The organism is Novosphingobium sp. GV079 (genome assembly GCF_003058045.1).
GTDB lineage: Bacteria > Pseudomonadota > Alphaproteobacteria > Sphingomonadales > Sphingomonadaceae > Novosphingobium > Novosphingobium capsulatum.
This window is the reverse complement of record NZ_QBUE01000025.1, coordinates 1-20,486: the sequence shown is the minus strand read 5'-3', so window position 1 is coordinate 20,486 and position 20,486 is coordinate 1. Positions and strand designations below refer to the sequence as shown.

The following is a 20,486-nucleotide window of genomic DNA, read 5'->3' as shown; positions in this document are numbered from 1 at the left end:
TCCTCCCCTTCTTTGTGCCCTAGCGCCCGGACCAGACGGGCGAGCGCTTTTCCACAAAGGCATGCATGCCTTCGCGCTTGTCTTCGGTGGCTGTCAGGATCTGGAACATCCGGCGTTCGGCAAGCAGGCCCTGATCCAGCGTGGTTTCAAAAGCGATATTGACCATTTCCTTATTCATTTGTGCCGCGAGCGGAGCCATGGAGGCAATTGTGGCAGCTGTCTTGAGCGCATCAGCCAATAAATCCGCCGCGGGCACCACCCGCGCAACAAGCCCCGATCGTTCCGCCTCGACGGCATCCATCATCCGGCCGGTAAGGCACATCTCCATCGCTTTCGCCTTGCCGACAGCACGCGCCAGGCGCTGGCTGCCGCCCATGCCTGGGGCAACGCCCAACTTGATTTCAGGCTGACCGAATTTCGCGGTGTCGCTGGCCAGAATGAAATCCGCCATCATCGCAAGTTCACAACCGCCACCCAATGCAAAGCCGTTCACCGCAGCGATCCATGGCTTGCGGACACGGCGAACGATATCGTTGGTCCAGCCCGCGAAGAAATCCTCGGCATAGAAATCGGCAGCAGGCTTGTCGGCCATTTCCTTGATGTCCGCGCCAGCGGCAAAGGCCTTGTCGCCAGCGCCGGTCAGGACCGCGCATCCCTGTTCGAGATCAGCTTCGAAAGCCGCGAAAGCGGCGGTCAGTTCGACCAGCACCTGGCTGTTAAGCGCATTCAGCGCCTGCGGACGATTGAGGGTGATCAGGGTCACCGCACCATGGCGCTCAACAAGAATCGTGTCGTAGCTCATCAGGCGTTCCATTCCTCTTCCAACGGTGCGAAAATCGCGTCGAGATCGGCCTCGGTCACGTCTTCGGCAGTGGCGGGGTTCCAGCGTGGCGCATTGTCCTTCTCCACGATTACGGCGCGCACGCCCTCCGCGAAATCGGGGCGCAAAATCATCCGTGAGGCGAGGCGATATTCCATACGCATCTCCTCACCAAAATCGGCGAGACGGCGGCTTTCCGCCAATTCCCGCAACGATACCTTGGCGGAGGTCGGGCATTTCGCGAGGAGAGCGGCCAGTTCGGCCTGGGCCCATTCACCGGAGTCTCCGGCAAGGCTGGCCAGGATCGCCTCCAGACTTCCCTTGCCAAAATGGCGAAGAATATCATCAGCGTGCGCAGCCAAGCGAGAGGACGGTGGCAATTGCGTCAGACTGGTGAGCACAGCGGCGGGCGCTTCTCCCGCGGCAAGGCGCATCTTGGCCTGCGTTAGCATCGATGCATCAAGATAATGGGTCGCAAGCCCTGCCCAAAGACAATCCGCACCATCAATCCGTGCACCGGTCACGGCCAGAAATTCGCCCAGATGTCCACGCAGGCGCGAAAGATACCACCCTCCCCCGACATCCGGGAACAGACCGATGCCCGTTTCCGGCATGGCATAGCGCGTGTTCAGGGTCGCCACGCGAAAGGGAGCGGGCTGACTGATGCCGACGCCGCCCCCCATGGTAATGCCATCCATGAAGGCAATGATCGGCTTGGGATAGGTAAACAACTGGTGATTGAGCCGATATTCGCTTGCGAAGAAGGCCCGTGCCGCTGCGCCGCCATCTTCCAGCGCCGAACGGCGGATCAGGGCGATATCCCCGCCCGCACAAAAACCGCGCGAGAGCTTGGGATCTCCACCAGGGTCGGTAGCGTGATCGATCAGCACAACCTGCACGCTCCTGTCATCTTGCCATTCGTGCAGCGCCGTACTCATCGCTTCGCACATATTCTGGGTCAGCGCATGGAGGGCCTTCGGCCGGTTGAGCGACAGGCGACCGGCGGCGCCGTCGCGACTGATCAAGACCTCGCTCATTTTACCAGTTCCCGACCGACGATGAGGCGCATAACCTCGTTGGTGCCTTCGAGAATGCGGTGGACGCGCAGATCGCGCCAGAACCGCTCGATCGGATAGTCTTTCAGATAGCCGTAACCACCGAACATCTGCAGAGCACGATCTACGACAGAAGAACTGTTGTCCGTCGCAAGCATCTTGGCCATCGCCGAAAACCGCGTCTTGTCATGGGCCCCGGTGCTGACCTTGGCCGCGGCGAGATAGAGCAGCGCGCGGGCAGCCTCGAGATCGGTCGCCATGTCGGCAAGCACGAACTGTGTGTTCTGGAATTCGGCGATTGCCTTGCCAAACTGCCTGCGATCCTTGGTATAGGCGACCGCTTCGTCCAGGCAGCGCTGGGCCCCACCAAGCGAGCAGGCGCCGATGTTGATCCGTCCGCCATCAAGACCCGCCATGGCGATCTTGAAACCGTCGCCCTCATCCCCCAGCCGATTGGCGACTGGTACGCGGACGTCCTCCAAAATCACCTGAGCGGTTGGCGAGGCGTTCCAACCAAGTTTGCGTTCGGGGGCGCCAAAATGCACCCCGGCCATGTCCTTTTCAACCACCAGCGCGCTGATCCCTTTGGGCCCTTCGCCGCCCGTGCGAACCATGACGATGTAATAGTCATTCACGCCGCCGCCGGAAATGAACTGCTTGGTTCCGGTAACGATGTAATCATCACCGTCACGCCTTGCCGTGGTGCGCAAAGCAGCTGCGTCGGAGCCCGAGCCTGGCTCGGTCAGGCAATAGCTGACCAGCTTTTCCATTGTCACGAGACCTGGGAGATAGCGATCCTTGAGCGCCTTCGAGCCGAAGGCATCCATCATCCAAGCACCCATGTTGTGGATCGAGATGAAAGCCGAGGTTGCGGGACAGCCATAGGCCATGGCCTCCATGATCAGCGCTGCATCGAGACGCGATAAGGCGGAACCACCACTCTCTTCGCTTACATAGATCGCGCCGAAACCCAATCCGCCTGCGGCAAGGATCGTCTCGCGCGGAAAGCTATGTTCATCATCCCATTTCGCAGCATAGGGTACGATGGCTTCCTGCGTGAAGCGGCGTGCCATCTCCTGGATCACGAGTTGGTCGTCAGTAAGTGCGAACTGGTCGGTCATCGAAGAGTCTGCCGGCTGAAACAAGTTATAGGAAAAATGGGTCGCCGTCCCCGTGCCCACCCGGAAAGGGAGCCGCCGATCCATACCAGAGCGGACCGGCGGCCAGTCGGGTGAAGACTGGAAAGGGAGGATGCTGACCCCACCGAAATTTTACCCCATGGTCGGTATGATGAAGCTTGAACCGGCATCCACCACGGTATCGGGCCAACGGGCGGTGATCGTCTTGACCTTGGTCCAGAACTTCACCCCCTCCATCCCATGCTGATTGGTGTCCCCGAATGCAGAGCGTTTCCAGCCGCCAAAGGTGTGATAGGCCACCGGCACGGGGATCGGCACGTTGATGCCAACCATGCCAACATTGACCCGCGCGGCAAATTCACGCGCGGCATGGCCCGAACTGGTGAAAATGGCGACCCCGTTGCCATATTGGTGCTTGCTGGGCAGATCCAAAGCGGTTTCGAAATCTGGTGCACGCACAATCTGGAGCACGGGGCCAAAGATTTCGTTCTTGTAGCTTTCCATTTCAGGGGTGACGTGGTCGATCAGCGTCGGGCCGACAAAATAGCCGTCTTCAAGACCCTGAAGTGTGAACCCCCGGCCATCGACGAGAATCTTGCCGCCCTCTTCCGCGCATTTGGCGATCCATCCCTCAACGCGCGCCTTGTGCTCGGAACTTACAACGGGGCCGTAATGCGCATCGGGGTCAAGGCTGGCACCAACATTGAGCGCCTCGATTTCTGGAAGCAGCTTGTCAATCAACCGGTCAGCCGTGCCTGCGCCCACCGGCACCACCACGGGCAGCGCCATGCAGCGTTCGCCCGCCGAGCCGAAAGCTGCACCAACGAGGTCGGCCACGGCTTTGTCGATATCCGCATCGGGCATGATGATGCCATGGTTCTTGGCGCCGCCCATCGCCTGCACGCGCTTGCCGTTGGCCGCGCCGCGCTGATAGACGTAATTGGCGATGTCGCTGGAACCCACGAAGCTGATCGCGCCGATGGCCGGGTGATCAAGGATGGCATCAACCATTTCCTTGTCGCCATGCACCACTTGCAGGATACCCTCGGGCGCGCCGGCCTCAAGCATCAGTTCCGCAAGGCGCACCGGCAGCGAAGGATCCCGTTCGGAAGGCTTCAGAATGAAGGCATTACCGCAGGCGATGGCAACGCCAAACATCCACATCGGGATCATGGCGGGAAAGTTGAAGGGCGTGATGCCAGCACCGATTCCGATCGGCTGACGCATCGAATAAACGTCTATACCGGGGCCAGCGCCATTGGTGAATTCGCCTTTCAACGCGTGGGGAATACCGCAGGCGAACTCGATCACATCAAGTCCGCGTTGAATATCGCCCTTTGCATCGGCCACCACTTTCCCGTGTTCCATTGCGAGCAATTCAGCGAGCGATTGCATGTTGCTTTCAACCAGCCGCTTGAACTCGAACATGACACGGGCGCGGCGCTGAGGATTGGTAGCCGCCCAAGCGGGTTGCGCCTTCAAGGCGGCAGCGACTGCTGTGTCGAGCACACTCTTGTCACCCAGCGCAACCTCGGCCTGGATTGACCCGTTCGACGGGTTGAACACGGAACCCTTGCGCCCCATGCCGCCGGCAGCACCCACTACGAAATGATCAACGAAGCGCAACATCTCTCTCCTTGTCAAATGTGCCTCCGATCGCGTTTTGCGACTCAGGTGCCACGCTAGCATTTGTGCGATAATCAACCGAACGTTGTATATTCGCACGTAATCCGACCTGCGCGGCGTTGTCAAGGAAAGGCTCGTGAGAAATATTTGGCGGACGAAGTTCCAGACAAATGAATGGAGCCCCGCTCAGGCCGAGACGGCCTGAGCGGGGCTCCACTTGGCTGCGCACCACGGCGGCGCGCCAGAACCTCAGAGGCCGAGGATTTCGTTTACATTCTTGTGGAACTGCACGATCTCGCGCTCCATGCCACCGCAGGTGATTTCCTTAACCACGCCGACTTTCGCGGCGATGGTTCCCAGTTCAGCTACCCAGAAATCTTCTTCAGTGGTGATTCGGGTCATCAACGCCAGCGACTTTTCAATGCGCGCGACTTCTTCTTCAGTTTCGGGCAACTTATCGACCAACATGTAGTAATTGACCACAGTCCTGTCGACCGACTGAGGCGAGAGCAGCATCACTGAAATGTACTTCGGGCTCGTGATAATCAACGCGCCAGGAACCAGCGTATAATGCACCACAGCCGATCCGCGAAACTGCTCGAAGGTTTCAACCTCGCCGCCCTGATGGAAACCGGCCCGGCCAGACATCACCCGAAGATGCTCTCCAATCAGTTCGCAACTGGTTTTTCTGTCGGTAAACATGCTGCCAAGCGATTTCGCATGAAGGCGGGTGACATGATAGTTCTCCGAGAAACTATCGACGATCAATTTCCAGTTGGCATTAACCTCGACCTTCAGATGTTTGCATATTTTCTGTTCCGGCAAGGCAATCGCTTCAAAATCAGCGGCAAGCGGTCCGGTGACGATTGAAAAGTCAGCCTTGCTGTCCTTGTCGAGATTGACCCAGATAAGCCCACCAGCCTCGTGGCACTCAAGCTCGATCAGCCCCATCTTCGACTTTTCCAGTCCGGGAAAGATTTCCGGTCGAGGCAGGCTCTTGAGCCGGCCTTTCATATCAAAACTCCAAGCGTGATAGGGGCATGTCATCAGACCACCACTTTCCGTACCATGGTTCTGACACAACTTGATCGCGCGATGCGTGCAAATGTTATGAAAGGCATGCACGGCACCTTCTTCATCGCGAGTCAGCACGATCGAAGGGCCATAGTCGTCAATAACAAAGCGCGTGCGCGGTTTGGGCAGAACATCCGAAACCGCGACGGGAATGGGCCGCCCCCGAAAGAGCTTGGCAATCTCCAGATCGAAGCGCTCCTGGGATGCGTAAACATCGGTCGGCAGGCGATCGATCACCTTGAACACGACACTGGGATCCGAATCCTCGACGCTATCAAACTGCGCCTTCTGCCCTGGAGTGAGGAAATGGGTGTTTGCTGGGCGAGTTTTGACGATTTCCATGATGGCCTCCTGCTCCGTATATGATTAACATATTACAAATTACGTTTTTTGTCAATTGATCTATGTCAAACGCGATTTGGGAAATCATATTTTCCTGGATGATGTGGCTATCCAACTACATCGATCACCAGCAGGCATGGCGCTTCGCCAGGTAAGGCTAGCGAATTGCTAGGCGTTGCCGCACAGAGAGTCCCCAAACACCTATCAAGGTTGCGCTGGCAGTGGTCATTGCACCAGGTCGCGCCGTCGCCGGATCGCTCGTGCCGTCCAGCACCAACGAGACGATCCATTCGGCAAGCAGTAGTCAGCCATCAGGGCCGAAACGCACGGAGCCGGGCATACCTCGCCCTACGCAATCACCTCAATTTAAACCGGAAATCACAAATTGAGCGCGAGCGTTCGACCATAACCACCCCGACTTCGTCGATCATCGGAATGATCCACTCTCACGAGAGAGCCTGGTTTTCAAATCCCGCACCAAAATAGCATATTCCATTGTTTTAACATTATTAATTCTATGATCAGCCACCAAAGCACGCTTTCTTTGAGAGCACTCCAACCCCGATTTTCGCCTTCGCCATGAGGACGCATGGATCACAGGCATCACGCACGCGATTGACACGATCGGGAAGCAGCACTACATCTTGGTCCATAAAACGCACGAGCGAGCGAATATCGCACGGATATTTCTAGGGAGTGGATTACATGAGTTTTCGACATGAGAATGGAATCACGTTCCGGGTCCGCCTGATGGCAGGGGCCGCTGCAACCGCTTGCCTGTTTGCCGCAGCTCCGATCCACGCGGCAGAAGCCAAGAATGCCGAAGTCGCCGATTCCGCCTCCATGGGCACTGACGCCGAGCAACAGACTGCCGATCAAACGACGACCGCCGGCCCAGCCGAGATCGTCGTCACAGCGCAGAAGCGCACGGAATCCGCCACTAAAGTCCCAATCTCGATTTCCGCTCTCAGTAATGAATCGCTCAGGAGCAGCGGCGTTACGGCAGTTGTAGATTTGCCGCATGCGGTTCCCGCCATGCGTGTCAACCAGGCGGGAACCTTCGTTCTACCGACCATTCGCGGCATCGGTAGCATGGTCGCTTTGCCGGGGCTGACCCAGAACGTCTCGACCTATGTCGATGGCTTTTATGTGCCTTCACCAGCGGCGAGCAATTTTGACCTCATCAACGTCGACAGCGTGAACGTACTCAAGGGGCCGCAAGGCACACTGTTTGGCGCGAACGCGGTTGGTGGTGCGATCGTTATCAACACCATGAGGCCCAAAGAAGAATTCTCCGGTATGGTCCGCGCCGGAGCTGGCTCCTACAATGATTTCAACGGCGCCCTTTATGTAACCGGGGGCCTAGCCAAAGGCATCACGGCAGATATCGCAGGATCCGTCGATCATGGCGACGGCTGGATTACCAACGTGGTTGACGGCAACGATCATATTGCCCGCTATACCAAATGGTCGGTGCGCCCGCAGGTGCAGATCGAACCCACCGACGGGGTCAAACTGCTGTTCTCCTACGCCCATGATTACGCCAGCGATCCCCAATCGCAGATGGTGGTGCCTATGAATGGTCTGTCCGCCGCTCCATACCTCAACTATGCCTATGGCCAGACAAGCTCGCTTGCAGGTACCACGCTGTCCTATAATAGCCCTGACCGCGTCGCACTTGACCCCAAGCGTCCAGGTTACGCCAAGCATAAGTCCGATGCCTGGACCTTCAAGGGCGATTTCGACCTGAGTTTCGCCAATCTTGCAGTGTTGTCCGCCTATCGTAAGGACTCGGTAGATCAGGCGGTGAACTATACTGCCAGCTATCCCATTCCTATCGGTCAATATCGTGCCTGGACGGACGGTTCGGATACATTCACCCAGGAAGTGAACCTGACTTCCAAAAATGGTGGGCGCCTGAATTGGGTCGTCGGCGGTTTCTTCATGGATTACGTCAATCGCTACGTTTATAACACCGATATAGACGCAGCTGGCGACATGATGAATATCTTCCGCTCGCATAACGAGACCCAGACTTACTCGGCCTATGTCGACGCAACCTATGAGGTTATCGACCACCTGTTCATCACCTGGGGCGGTCGTTACAGTCAGGATCACTTCAAGCGGGATTTCACGCTCAATCCAGCCCTGTTCGGTGCCACCAATCCCTATCTTCAGCATTCTTCTCCCTGGGATCATTTCAACAATTTCTCACAGCGCGTGGTCGCCCGCTATGAGATTACGCCCAAAGCCAATATCTATGCCTCCTATTCGCAAGGCTATCGTTCCGGCGGCATTTCTGGATCGCAGTGGCTGGGCGGCGACGGTACGCCCAACGATACGCCGGTGCGCCCCGAACATCTCGACGCCTATGAAGTCGGCCTGAAGACCGCACGGGGCCCGCTGCGTTTGAATGTCGCCGGATTCTTCTACGACTATCGCGATATCCAGGTAACTTCGTACAGCACCAGTGGCTCAGCGGTGACCGTCAACGCGGGCCGAGCTCATGTCTACGGTCTAGATGGCGATCTAACCTATTTCGTGACGCCAAATTTAAGCGTCAGCCTCGCCGGAACCTTGGTCAATGCCCGCTATCAAAACTTTGGCGCCTATGATGCCAAGGGCAATTGCGTTAGCTGCGCCTATGAAGCGCTGTACTCGGCTACCAATCCAGCCACCATCGCCGCCAATGGCGGCTATGCGGAAGGCAGCTTACCCGCAACCGGCAATCGGGTGGAACGCACTCCTCCCTTCTCCGGCAGCTTCGACGTAAACTATACCCTCGATTTCCTCCGTGGCCGCCTGAAGCTGAATGCCAATGTGTTCTACAGCGACAGCTACTACTTCGATGCCTTGCAGCAATTGCGCAATCCATCTTATACGATGCTCAACCTGCGTGCGACCTGGACCGACCCTTCGGGTAAATTCGATGTCGCCGTATTCGGCAAGAACGTGAACAGCGCCAAATATTATATTGGCATCGCGGCAGACCCCTCGGCAGCCCGTGTCACCTATGGCGCACCGGCACTTTTTGGTGGTCAGGTCACTTATCACTTCAAGTGATGTGAACGCTCATTGCAAACAATCGACAAATGCCCGCTGGTTTCGTCCAGCGGGCATATAACTGTTTTCCCAATGCCAGCGGATCAGCTTTTCCGACAGGCCGGTGAGTTTGGTGGCGTCAAAGCTCGGCGGCTTGGGTGTATGGCCGCCAGAGGACGCGGCGACCTAAGCGCTTGCCTCAAGGGGTGCTACAACAACAGCTCCGAGAACTATACCGCCAACGACGATGCGGCGGGAGATGCCGGTCATGGATGAACTCCTTTTCGAGGGGGATGTGTCAGGGGAAAATGAACAGCAGCCAGCCAGCGCCGGTTGCCAAGGCCAGAACGCACATTATGTTCCATTGGCGGGCGATGACGAGCCAACCCGAAGCGAGAGCAATGACGCCCGCCCGCCAATCAAAACTGGCGAGCATTGGCAAGTCAAGGCTGACCGGTCCCAGCGCGACGGGATGCAGTGTACGAAACAGCACCTGAAGCGCGAACCATGCCGATAGGCTGGCAATCACTCCGACGATAGCCGAGGTGACCAGCCCCAGCGCACCTTTGAACAATTGGGCGCGTTCGAGCCGTTCGATCCACGGGGCCAGCGCAAAGACCCACAGGAAGCACGGGGCAAATGTCACCCATGTCGTCAGCCCCGCACCCAGCAAGCCTGCGACCAGCGGCGTGAAGGGCTCAGGCGCGCGAAACGCTGCCAGATAACCGACGAACTGCGTGACCATGATCAGCGGTCCCGGCGTGGTTTCGGCCAGCCCCAGCCCGTCGGCCATTTCGGCGGCGGAAAGCCAGTGCTGCGCGCTCACCGCCTGCTGCGCCATATAGGCCAGTACGGCATAGGCGCCGCCGAACGTCACCACCGCCAGCTTGGAGAAGAATACGCCCACCCGCCACAGCACATGATCACGCCCCAGCAGCGCCAGCACCGCCACCATCGGCGTCGCCCACACAGTCGCGCCGATCAGCACGGCCTTCAGGCTGTAGCCCCAGGGGCGCGGCGAGGATAGCGCGGCGCTGCTGCTGCCCTTCAGTCCCAGCAGCGCCGGGCGCCAGCGCGCGGTTGCCCAACCGACCAGTCCCGCCCCGATCACCACCAGCGGAAAGGGCGCGTTGAACAGAAACAGTGCGAGGAACGACACAGCCGCCGCGCCCTTGCGAAACGAGGTTCCCAAAGCACGCCCTGCAAGCCTTAGCACCGCCTGCACCACGATAGCCAGTACCGCTGCCTTGATGCCCAGAAACAGCGCGGCAAACCACGCCAGATGCGCTGCAGCGCCATAGAGCATCGAGAGCGCCAGAATGACCAGTGCACCGGGGAGGACAAACAGCAGTCCGCCCGCCAACCCGCCGCGGATGCCGTGCAGTTTCCAACCGATCCAGATCGCCAGTTGCTGCGCCTCTGGCCCGGGCAGGAGGTGGCAGAAGTTGAGCGCGTGGAGATATTGCTCCTCGCTGATCCAGCCGCGTTCCTCCACCAGTTCGCGATGCATCAGCGCGATCTGCCCCGCTGGCCCGCCAAAGCTCAGGCAGCCTATCCGCGCCGCCACGCGGACCAGTTCGGCAAAGTCAGGATGGGAAGAAGTCGTCATGAATGCGCCTATCGCCTTTCCGCCCGCAAAACGCAGGCCGGAGAAGGCAACACTTGGGCTGACGCCTGACCGGGAGGTTGCTTCACCCCGGTACGACACGATCTAACGCTGCCTTGCGATCTCGGCAAGTATCTTGGCGCCACGCCCGCCGACATACCCTCTGCGCTGTGCTACAGCGTCCCCATGGCTCACGTATCGCTTTCCTTCGGTCCCGTCATCGCTCTGTTTTCTGCCGCGCTGTTCGGTGCCAGCACACCCTTTGCCAAGTTGCTGCTAGGCGACGGACTAGATGCATGGATGCTAGCGGGGCTGCTCTATCTCGGCTCCGGGCTGGGGCTGCTGGCGGTTTGGATGCTTCACGCCAAAAAGAAGGACGAAGCCTGCCTGGTACGCGCAGATTGGGGCTGGATGGGGCTGATCGTGCTGGCGGGCGGGGTTGCCGGGCCGGTGCTGCTGATGATCGGGCTGGCATCTACCCCGGCATCTACGGCAGCACTGCTGCTGAATGTCGAGGGACTGGCCACGATGGGCATCGCCTGGCTGGTGTTGCGTGAGCATGTCGATCGGCGGTTGCTGACAGGGGCGATGGCCATCGTGGCGGGGGCGCTTATCCTGTCGTGGAAGGGCGGCGTGGGAGGTGTCGGCTGGGGTTCCCTCGCCATCGTTGGCGCCTGCATCCCATGGGGCATCGACAACAACCTCACCCGCAAGCTCTCGGGGTCAGACCCGGTGCAGATCGCCATGGTGAAGGGGCTGGCGGCGGGGGGCGTCAACCTTGCCCTGGGGATCGCCAGAGGCGCGCATCTTCCGGCACTGGCAACGATGGCCGGGGCGGGGTTGGTCGGCTTTCTGGGTTATGGGGTCAGGCTCGTGCTCTTCGTGCTGGCCCTGCGCCATCTAGGCTCGGCACGCACCGGGGCCTATTTCTCCTCAGCCCCCTTCATCGGCGCGCTGATCGCCATCGCGCTGCCGGGGGATACCGTGGCCCCGCGCCTGATCGTGGCCGCCGTGCTGATGATCATCGGCCTTTATCTGCATCTGGCGGAAAGCCACGACCACAGCCATGTCCATGAACCGATAGAGCACGCCCATGCTCATGTGCATGACGAGCACCACTGCCATGAGCACGGCCCCGATGACCCATCGGGCGAACCCCACAGCCATGCCCACGCCCATGTGCGCTTGGTCCACGCGCACCGCCATTATCCCGACCTGCATCACCGCCATGGGCATGCATAAGGGGTTTCGCCAAAGCTGACCTTCACGACGGCAAACTAGCCTGTCCCAACCGGTCCTTCCTTCATCGCAAAAGCTGGCCTGCCATTGTCTGGCAGGCCAGCGATTTCCTAGCGTCCGCGCTCGTGGTGTAATTTCCGGTGTAGATTGAGGCGATCGCATGGGGTGGGGCATGCCCCACCCCATGCGATTTCGATCTCGGTGGCCACCGGGCTCATCGGTAAGGTGGAGTTACCACACTTCACACGCCCACCGAGGAGTTGATCCCGATGACCGACGACAGACTACCGCTTGCCGAACTGATGGCGAAGACCGGGGATGGAGATTTTCTGCGCACAATCGCAGAGAGTGTTTTGCAGATCATCATGGAAGCCGACGTTGACGGCTTGGTCGGTGCTGGCCGCCATGAACGATCCGGCGATCGCACGACCTGGCGCAATGGCTACCGCGACCGCAGCCTCGATACCCGGCTCGGCACGCTCAATCTCAAGATCCCCAAACTGCGGACCGGTGCATACTTTCCCGGCTTTCTGGAGCCTAGGAAGACCGTCGAGAAGGCGCTGGTTGCGGTGATTCAGGAAGCATGGATCGCCGGCGTCAGCACCCGGCGCGTCGATGAACTGGTGCAGGCGATGGGCATGACTGGCATCTCCAAGTCCTCGGTGTCCAAGCTGTGCAAGGACATCGATGAGCGCGTCCATGCTTTCCTGAAGCGCCCGCTTACCGGCGATTGGCCCTACCTCTGGCTCGACGCTACCTACCTCAAGGTGCGCGAGGGCGGGCGGATCGTCAGCGTCGCCGCGATAATCGCCGTAGCCGTCAACACCGAGGGCAAGCGCGAGATTGTCGGCCTCCACATTGGCCCTTCCGAGGCTGAGGTGTTCTGGTCCGATTTCCTCAAGGACCTCGCACGGCGGGGGCTGACTGGCGTGAAGCTGGTGATCTCCGACGCCCACGAGGGCCTCAAGGCGGCGATCACCCGAGTGCTCAGCGCCACCTGGCAGCGTTGCCGCGTCCACTTCATGCGCAATGCCCTGGCCTACGTGCCCAAGGGCCAGAACACTGTCGTTGCCGCCGCTATCCGCCAGGTCTTCCTCCAGCCCGACCACGCTGCCGCGACACAGGTCTGGCGCCAGGTCGCCGACCAGTTGCGCGCCCGCTGGCCGAAGCTCGGCGCCTGCATGGACGACGCCGAGCATGACGTGCTCGCCTACATGACCTTCCCCGAGCAGCACCGGGTGAAGTTGCACAGCACCAACCCGCTGGAACGCCTGAACAAGGAAGTGAAGCGCCGTGCCGATGTCGTCGGCATCTTCCCGAACGAGGACAGCATCATCCGCCTCGTCGGCGCCGTTCTGCTCGAGCAGAACGACGAATACCAACTCCAACACCGCTACATGCAGATTGAAGGCATGGCAGCCCTCGCCACACCAATCATCGAGGAGGTTCAGCCGCTACAGATTACACCCAAAGCCGCCTGAAAATGCAGCCCGATGGCCACACCCGAATTTACACCACATTGACGGACGCGACCAGCGATTTGGCCGAACCTCGAAGCCCTCTAATAGCGTCAAAGCGTCGTCGACGCCAAAATGGCAAACCTTCATAGAGGCCTTGCAACGGCTATAAAGCGCCTACCGTTCCCCTTGCTCAAAAACCTGCTTGCCTTTGTAGAAGGTCATCAGGCACCGCATGTTCTTCAGATCCGCGGTCGGAATCGCATAGGGATTGCGGTCCCAGATAGCGAGATCGGCGTATGTACCGGGTTCCAGCGAGCCCGTCTCTTTCTTTAGGAAAATCTGCCGCGCCGCCCAGTTCGTATAGCTACGCAGGGCGGTGTGGACATCGATCACCTCCTCGGTGCCGAAGGGGTGCGTGCCATAGACGCCCTTGAGCGACTCGCGCACCACCGATGCCCATAGGCCATAACGCGCCGGCAAAGGCGTCACCCCGAAATCGGAACCGCTGGTAAAAAGGATACCTCGTTTCAGATAGGTCGCGAGGGGCATGATGTGGCGCGAACGCTCCGGACCGAAGGCACCGGGCAGCGAATCGCCAAGGGTCCAGAGAAACTCCGCCTGTACCTCGGGAATGCCCGCGTCATAGGATTTCTGCAACGCCGCCATCGTATCCAGCGCGTGTTCGGTCGGCTCGTGGGCATGTATGATGCTGTGGCGCAATCCCTGCGACGGCGCTTCGGCGAGCGCCGCCGCATAGGCATCGACAGCAAGGTCGATGGCACGGTCGCCGATCGCGTGGGTGCCGATCGACACATGCGCCCGGTTGAACAACGACACCATGGCCCGATAATTTTCCGGTGGAACCGATGGATAGCCGTGTCCCGCCGGACCGGGCCTGTTCGGATCCGTGGCATAGTCCTCATAACGCCAGGCCGTCCGCCCGGCGGCGGTGCCATCGAGCAGGATTTCGCGCCGCACATCGCCAGATCGCCGCCGGGCAGCGATGCGGCCTGAGCACGTCCCTTCTCGATAATCCCCAACGCGGCGCGCGCGCTTGCCAGCGTGTCCCCCGCAAGGATCAGGCCACAGAAATGAATCGACAGGCCCTCCGAACGGACGATCTCCACCATCGGCGACCAGTTCTTCGCCGTCAGCGCCGGATCCTTCACCCCGGTCATGCCTTCGGCGTGCATCCGGTCCACCATCGCGTGCAGCGCCTGTCGATACTGATCCGTCGTCAGTTTCGGCAATCGCTCGAAGACGAGGTTCTGCGCGCGCTCCCGCAGAATACCGGTGGGTTGGCCCATGCCGTCGCGGGCAATCGTGCCGCCTTTCGGGTCGGGCGTCGCCGCGAGGATGCCCGCCTGGGCCAGCGCGGCGCTGTTGGCCAGCAGGTAATGGTGTGTGATGTTGACGAGATCAACCGGATGCCCCGCTGAAACCTGATCGAGTTCCTCGCGCGTCGGAGGCCGGTGTTCGGCGATGACGCCTTCGTTCCAGCCGAAACCCTACACCCATTCTCCCGGCGGCATGGTGGCGGCCTTGGCGGCCACGGCGGCAAGAATCTGCGCCGCGCTGGTCTTGCCGCTAAGGTCAACGAAGACCAGTTCGTCAGCGCCGTTTTCTAGGAGATGCGCATGGGTATCGATCAAGCCGGGGGTCACGGTTCGACCGGCAAGATCGATGATCTGCGTGTCTTTCCCGATGTGCTTGTCGATATCGGCGTCGCTTCCCACCGCAAGGATGCGCCCGCCCTTGACAGCGATGGCCTGCACCACCCGATCATCCTGATCAACGGTCAGGACGACACCGTGGTGCAGCACCAGATCGGCAGGTGCGGCCGCCTGGGCGGAAGATGATGCAAGCAGTGCAATGGCGATGAATTTCAGCATGGCACAGGCCCCCGGCGATGACCGTGGTGAAGGATACTCTCCGTTCGATGAAAACACCTTACCTCGGTGTCCATCAAACCGGCAGCAGGCCACATCCGATCGCATCCCAGTAGAGCACGTTCTGCCCCCTCACAGGGGAGCAGAACGTCCAATCCAACAGCCACTCACCTATCCAAGGTGGGAAGGTCGTCCATTCAACAATACGGTCTTGGTTTCCAGATAAGGTAGAAGCCCTTCAACCCCGCCTTCACGCCCCACCCCGGATTGCTTGAAGCCGCCAAAGGCAATGGTGAAATCGACCAGATGCCCATTGTGGCCTACAGTGCCCGAACGGATCTGCCGGGCCACCGCATAGGCGCGATCCGCATCGTGAGTGAATACCGCCGCGTTCAGGCCATAGGGGGAATCGTTTGCCAAACGAACCGCATGATCCTCGTCATCGGCGGGGATGACGGAAAGTACCGGACCGAAGATTTCCTCCTGGGCGATCGCTGCGCGGTTGTCGACGCCAGCGAAAACGGTGGGCTCGATGAACCAACCCCGGTCGAGATGGGCTGGCTTGCCTCCGCCGGCGACCAATCGAAAACCATCCGCCTTTGCCCGGTCAAGATGGCCGATAATCTTGTCACGCTGGACCCGCGTCGCCACAGGCCCCATCTGCACGGCCGGATCGAAGGGGTCACCCACGACGATATCACGGAACACCGCACCCAGCGCATCGGCCACCTGATCTGCTCGACGGCGGGGCACGATGACCCGTGTCAGTGAAGCGCAGACCTGTCCGGACATGTCGCACTCGCGGGTCGCCAGTTCCTTCGCGGCAGTTTCGATATCATAGTCATCGAGAATGATCGCCGCCGACTTGCCGCCCAGTTCCAGTGTGTAGCGCGCCATGCGATCACCGAGGATAGAAGCGATGCGGCGGCCTGTGGCGCTTGACCCGGTGAAACCAATCTTGTCGATTCCAGGATTGCGCACCAGCGCTTCCGATGCCTCCCGATCCGCAATCACGACATTAACAACGCCCCGGGGCAGACCGACTTTCTCACAAACCTCGGCGAACAGCAGGGCATGGCCCGGTGCTTCCGGCGACCCTTTGATGACGACGGTGCAGCCCGCCAACAACGCTGGCGCAACCTTGAAGGCGAGCAGCATGATCGGGCCATTCCAGGGAATGATCGCACCAACCACACCCACCGGTTCGCGCACAAGAAGACCAAGCTTCGCGCCCGATACGGTGGCATGTTCTTCCTCGAAGGGAAAGCTCTCGGCAAGGCCCGCATAAAATTGGAAGAATGGCCCTGCTCCCCCCGCATAAGCGCTGGCCATGGAATAGGTGATACCCATCTCATTCGGCCAAATCGCCGCGATATCACCAGCGCGGGCAGACAGCTCCGCCGCGATCGCATTCAGGTAGCCCGCGCGCTCCGCCGGGCTCATGCGCGGCCAAGGCCCAGCATCAAAGGCGATGCGCGCGGCGGCCACCGCCAGATCAACATCCGCGACCTGAGCGTTCGCGACGCGCAAGTAGACCTCCTCCGTTGCAGGGGCGATCACCTCGATCAGCGCATCGGTGGACGGGCGGGCCCATTCGCCGTCGACGAAAATCTCGGTAGGATGGGCTAGCGGTGCCTGATTGTGCACGATCATGATCCTCTTCCATGGATAGGATGAAATGCAAATGGGTGCGATTATCGCCCTTGCGTTCTATTATCGCAATCTTTAGGCATTCACTCACAAATGACAAGACCCTGTTGGGAGAAGCAGACCATGACGGAGAGGCGTTCAATCATCATCACCGGCGGTGCGAGCGGCATCGGCAAGGCGTCCGTCGAAATCGCGGTGGAACGCGGCTGGGCCGTGACCATTGCGGACCGCAATCCGGCGGGCGCAAGCCTTGCAGAGGAAATCACCAGGAACGGCGGAACCGCCCAATTCATCGACACAGACGTTTCCAGCGAGGCCAGCGTCAAGGCGTTGGTCGATGCGGCTGTTTCGGCTTATGGCCAGTTGCATTACGCCATCAATTCAGCCGGGATCACCGGCTGTTCCAAACCGATCCATGAAGTGGATGTGGATCATTGGGATCGCGTCAATGCGATCAACCTGCGCGGCATGTTCCTCTGCCTGAAGTATCAGGTTGCCGCCATGTGGCCCTATAAATATGGAGCCATTGTCGGCATGTCTTCAGCCGCATCGCAGAAGGGCCTGCCGTGGAGTTCCGATTACTGCGCCAGCAAGGCAGGGATCGACGGAATGATTCGCGGCGCGGCCATTGACTGTGCCGAGCAGAACATCCGCATCAACGCATTGCTGCCCGGCCCCACCCTCACCCCGCTCGCCACTGGATCATCCAACGCCAATCCGGCGCTGGCCAAAACACGCATCCGGCCGATGGAACGCATGGCCGATCCCCGGGAAATCGCTGAGGCTGCGATCTTCCTGGTTTCCGATGCGGCGAGCTTCGTCACCGGCATCGCCATGCCGGTCGATGGCGGAATGATCATCGCATGATTGTCATACAAGCGCCCTGCCATTCCCCCAGGATGGCAGGGCCACAATGTTTTTCCTGCGCAAATGCACCATGCTAAAATAGAACTGAAAGCCCCGAGGGAATCCCGGTCAACATACGTTGCGACCAAAACCGATGAACCGGATGGTTGCGCAGAAGTACTGCAAATTCTTGTTGCCTGGAGGAAGGAATTTGGTGTTTTCTGGTGCCTAACCGTCCGCCAACCCAATCGACCATGATGGATTATTTCTGTACATCGACCGGCTGATAAATCAACCGGTCGACACAATCTTTTCCTTACGCGATATCCATCGCATCGCGCCTGTACAGATATTTAATAGCATAGATATTGTAAATCAGGTAAAAAGACAGCCAGAAGATAGCCCCGCCAAAAAAATTCCACCAACCGCCATAAGCAAACGCTCCTGTTTTGCAGAAAGGCAGTAATGTTTCTGTTGTGAAGGACAGTCCGGCAAAAAAGGCAAACCAGGCAGCCCAACGCGGGAATATCAGAATCTCGGATTTGTCTGCCAGGGTAAATATACCCAATGCGAAACATTGCATTGTCGTAATGAGGTAGATCATATTGATCAGATACCATCCCAGTGTATGAACGGACTTGATGATATCGGGATTGATCTGCCCTGCCATCTCTGCAGACCAGGCCCAGAGCACTGGGCTCTGGATCAGTGTCCAGGCGGTGATCAATCCGCCCGCGAGCTGCATTAGCGACAGCGTGTGATTACCTCTTTCACGCTTCCACATCAGCGCTGTCAGAAGGCAGGTCAGAGGTGCGTAGAGAAAGCCAACCACAGCGGCCAAACTCTCACCCACCATGATGCTGGTCTTATAAGGTAAATAATAATTATCGACAAGTTCCTGACCAGTCCAGTTGGCGTGTGGAGGCGGAATATTATGCGAAAGTATACCAAATGTCCCCATAAAGGCGATAACCCAGAAAATTCCCAGCCACGCCGAAACTTTATCGATTTTTCTCAAGAATGAGAGGTCAATACCCTTCTCAGAATCGTCCAGAGATGGATTATAATTGGATGGATAATTCGACATGGCCGCTCGAAACTCCTTTCATCGTTCAATATTTCAAGGCGAGCTCAATGAATATCGAGCGAGGATTTTCAACAAAAGCAGCAACATCTGCCGGTATACCAGCAGTGGTTCCAGTGCCTGTGCCGCCAGCAAAGGGAATATCGTTCGCTGTACTTACCACCAGCTTGTTAGTCAGGTTGCGACCGATCACCGAGAGGCTCCAGCGATCATTCGGCGCTAACAGGCTAAGTGATGCATCGACCTTCGCATAGGCATGTTGCACGGTGAAGGGTTCAAGCGCGTCCGAGTAATTGTAGGAGGAGGTGTAGCTCACATCACCGTTGAAAACGGCTCGCAGACCCGAAGGTGATACCGGAACCTCCAGCGTTGTTCCGACACGACCTGCGAAATGCGGTGCCTTAGGCGCGGTGCGTCCTTCGAAGTCTTGTTTGGTATAGGCACCATCCACCAGCTCAAGGTTGCAACCTTCAGCAATAGTCTGGCCCGAATAACACTGCCCAAGGTAATTATGGAACTTCGCGTCGTTGTAGGCCCCGGCGCCGTGGAAGCTCAATCCATGGACCCCTGGAACCTGGAAATTGAATTCAGCCTCAACGCCGCGAGTCGTCAACTTACCAGCATTGCCGGATATTTCGCCGGTGGTCACCGGATCGAAGAACTGCACCTGCAGATGCGTATAATCATACGTGTAAGCGGTAAGGTTGAAGCTCAGCTTGCGATGGAGCAACAGCGTGCGCAGTCCGATTTCACCGCCTTTCGCAAGTTCCGATCCGAACCGACCATTCGCGGCCCCGACACCCGGGGTCAGCGTCTGGGAGATATTAAACCCCCCGGCCTTGAAGCCCTGTTTGTAAGCAGCATAGACCGTGGTGTCCGCATACGGTTTCCAGCGCAAGGTCGCCTCTGGCGATATATTATGATCGCGATAGCGGTCACTGATCGCAACATTGCCAGGAAAAGCCTGAGCAAAGGCAATGTTCGGTTCGAATGAAAGCTGATAGGAATCTCGCGCTTCAAGACTGTAGCGCGCACCGCCCGACAATTCGAGCTGCTGCGTGAGCTTGAGCGTACCCTGAGCAAAGCCGGACATCGAATTGGTAGAAAAACCATCGTTGCGACTGAAGGAATTATAAGTTCCTGTCGTGGGATCGGCCATGACTGGCGCAATATAGGAATCCATATCATAGATCATCTTTCCCCATGCGTAATAAACGCCGGTCATGATATTGAATGGACCCTGCCATTTTGACTGAAAACGGACTTCCTGCGAAAATTGCTTGAAGTCGGAAAGCTCGGTGAATGCCGTGGGGTAAGCTTCTCCCGAGACATTGTTCAGGTCATACTGGCGAAAGTGGTAGAAGGCCGTGATGGTGGTCACGTCAAAGGGATGGCTGGTAATGTTGCCGGTAAGAACCGCATATTCCGACCGGAAATCGCCATACATTTTGCCATCGCGCCCCCAGCGCATGGTCTGGGCCACCTGAATCGGTATGGAGGATTCGTCGGCGCGGCCGTTGATGTGCACGGCGGTGACAAAACCAGCCACTGGAACGCCGGCGAGGTGCTGAGCGTGGCGGATTAAAACCCAGCCAGTGGTAAGGCGTGCCCTTT

Annotated in this window: 14 protein-coding genes and 1 pseudogene; 4 read left to right on the top strand and 11 right to left on the bottom strand. The window is 58.7% G+C overall.

Features of this window, described 5'->3' with window-relative positions:
• Positions 1-19: 19 nt before the first annotated feature.
• From C8K14_RS20855 to C8K14_RS20835, 5 genes are all read right to left on the bottom strand, one after another.
• A complete protein-coding gene (locus C8K14_RS20855) occupies positions 20-802 on the bottom strand; it encodes an enoyl-CoA hydratase-related protein (RefSeq protein WP_107718941.1) in 783 nt (260 codons plus the stop codon).
• Positions 802-1,857, bottom strand: coding sequence for an enoyl-CoA hydratase/isomerase family protein (locus C8K14_RS20850; protein WP_107718908.1), 1,056 nt, complete (start codon positions 1,855-1,857; stop codon positions 802-804). Before C8K14_RS20850 ends, C8K14_RS20855 begins: the two co-directional genes overlap by 1 nt.
• Positions 1,854-2,996 (bottom strand): acyl-CoA dehydrogenase family protein, encoded by a 1,143-nt coding sequence (locus tag C8K14_RS20845; RefSeq protein ID WP_107718906.1) that lies wholly within the window; start codon positions 2,994-2,996, stop codon positions 1,854-1,856. Before C8K14_RS20845 ends, C8K14_RS20850 begins: the two co-directional genes overlap by 4 nt.
• Positions 2,997-3,146: 150 nt before the next feature.
• Positions 3,147-4,640 (bottom strand): CoA-acylating methylmalonate-semialdehyde dehydrogenase, encoded by a 1,494-nt coding sequence (locus tag C8K14_RS20840; protein ID WP_107718938.1) that lies wholly within the window; start codon positions 4,638-4,640, stop codon positions 3,147-3,149.
• A gap of 249 nt (positions 4,641-4,889) precedes the next feature.
• Entirely contained in the window at positions 4,890-6,056 is a 1,167-nt protein-coding gene (locus tag C8K14_RS20835) for an SRPBCC family protein (protein ID WP_107718904.1), read from the bottom strand.
• A 705-nt stretch (positions 6,057-6,761) separates the two neighbouring features.
• Here C8K14_RS20835 and C8K14_RS20830 point away from each other — a divergent pair.
• Positions 6,762-9,119, top strand: a complete 2,358-nt coding sequence (locus C8K14_RS20830) for a TonB-dependent receptor (protein ID WP_107718902.1) — start codon at positions 6,762-6,764, stop codon at positions 9,117-9,119.
• A 277-nt stretch (positions 9,120-9,396) separates the two neighbouring features.
• On the opposite strand, the gene chrA is transcribed toward C8K14_RS20830, so the two are convergent.
• Complete coding sequence (gene chrA / locus C8K14_RS20820; RefSeq protein ID WP_107718899.1) at positions 9,397-10,707, bottom strand: chromate efflux transporter; 1,311 nt, start codon at positions 10,705-10,707, stop codon at positions 9,397-9,399.
• A 183-nt stretch (positions 10,708-10,890) separates the two neighbouring features.
• Between chrA and C8K14_RS20815 the strand changes: the two genes are divergently transcribed.
• A complete protein-coding gene (locus tag C8K14_RS20815) occupies positions 10,891-11,946 on the top strand; it encodes a DMT family transporter (RefSeq protein ID WP_107718897.1) in 1,056 nt (351 codons plus the stop codon).
• Between the two features lie 266 nt (positions 11,947-12,212).
• Positions 12,213-13,424, top strand: coding sequence for an IS256 family transposase (locus C8K14_RS20810; RefSeq protein WP_107718895.1), 1,212 nt, complete (start codon positions 12,213-12,215; stop codon positions 13,422-13,424).
• 153 nt (positions 13,425-13,577) lie between these two features.
• Here C8K14_RS20810 and C8K14_RS23160 read toward each other — a convergent pair whose 3' ends face one another.
• The 3 genes and pseudogenes from C8K14_RS23160 to C8K14_RS20790 form a co-directional block, all read right to left on the bottom strand.
• Complete coding sequence (locus C8K14_RS23160; protein ID WP_158271990.1) at positions 13,578-14,381, bottom strand: amidohydrolase family protein; 804 nt, start codon at positions 14,379-14,381, stop codon at positions 13,578-13,580.
• A 149-nt stretch (positions 14,382-14,530) separates the two neighbouring features.
• Positions 14,531-15,295: pseudogene (locus C8K14_RS23155) on the bottom strand (amidohydrolase); the annotation flags it as partial.
• 168 nt (positions 15,296-15,463) lie between these two features.
• Positions 15,464-16,945, bottom strand: a complete 1,482-nt coding sequence (locus C8K14_RS20790; protein WP_107718889.1) for an aldehyde dehydrogenase — start codon at positions 16,943-16,945, stop codon at positions 15,464-15,466.
• A 120-nt stretch (positions 16,946-17,065) separates the two neighbouring features.
• Between C8K14_RS20790 and C8K14_RS20785 the strand changes: the two genes are divergently transcribed.
• Positions 17,066-17,809, top strand: a complete 744-nt coding sequence (locus C8K14_RS20785; protein ID WP_158271988.1) for an SDR family NAD(P)-dependent oxidoreductase — start codon at positions 17,066-17,068, stop codon at positions 17,807-17,809.
• A gap of 295 nt (positions 17,810-18,104) precedes the next feature.
• Here C8K14_RS20785 and C8K14_RS20780 read toward each other — a convergent pair whose 3' ends face one another.
• Positions 18,105-18,875: a hypothetical protein gene (locus C8K14_RS20780; protein WP_133726900.1), complete on the bottom strand. Its 771-nt coding sequence runs from the start codon at positions 18,873-18,875 to the stop codon at positions 18,105-18,107.
• A gap of 25 nt (positions 18,876-18,900) precedes the next feature.
• A partial coding sequence (locus tag C8K14_RS20775) for a TonB-dependent receptor (RefSeq protein ID WP_208110667.1) occupies positions 18,901-20,486 on the bottom strand: 1,586 nt, incomplete at its 5' end.

Bases quoted from the DNA above. Each gene is read 5' to 3' on its own strand.
- C8K14_RS20855 (WP_107718941.1), bottom strand. From the start codon at position 802: ATGAGCTACGACACGATTCTTGTTGAGCGCCATGGTGCGGTGACCCTG.
- C8K14_RS20850 (WP_107718908.1), bottom strand. From the start codon at position 1,857: ATGAGCGAGGTCTTGATCAGTCGCGACGGCGCCGCCGGTCGCCTGTCG.
- C8K14_RS20845 (WP_107718906.1), bottom strand. From the start codon at position 2,996: ATGACCGACCAGTTCGCACTTACTGACGACCAACTCGTGATCCAGGAG.
- C8K14_RS20835 (WP_107718904.1), bottom strand. From the start codon at position 6,056: ATGGAAATCGTCAAAACTCGCCCAGCAAACACCCATTTCCTCACTCCA.
- C8K14_RS20830 (WP_107718902.1), top strand. From the start codon at position 6,762: ATGAGTTTTCGACATGAGAATGGAATCACGTTCCGGGTCCGCCTGATG.
- chrA (WP_107718899.1), bottom strand. From the start codon at position 10,707: ATGACGACTTCTTCCCATCCTGACTTTGCCGAACTGGTCCGCGTGGCG.
- C8K14_RS20815 (WP_107718897.1), top strand. From the start codon at position 10,891: ATGGCTCACGTATCGCTTTCCTTCGGTCCCGTCATCGCTCTGTTTTCT.
- C8K14_RS20810 (WP_107718895.1), top strand. From the start codon at position 12,213: ATGACCGACGACAGACTACCGCTTGCCGAACTGATGGCGAAGACCGGG.
- C8K14_RS20790 (WP_107718889.1), bottom strand. From the start codon at position 16,945: ATGATCGTGCACAATCAGGCACCGCTAGCCCATCCTACCGAGATTTTC.
- C8K14_RS20785 (WP_158271988.1), top strand. From the start codon at position 17,066: ATGACGGAGAGGCGTTCAATCATCATCACCGGCGGTGCGAGCGGCATC.
- C8K14_RS20780 (WP_133726900.1), bottom strand. From the start codon at position 18,875: ATGTCGAATTATCCATCCAATTATAATCCATCTCTGGACGATTCTGAG.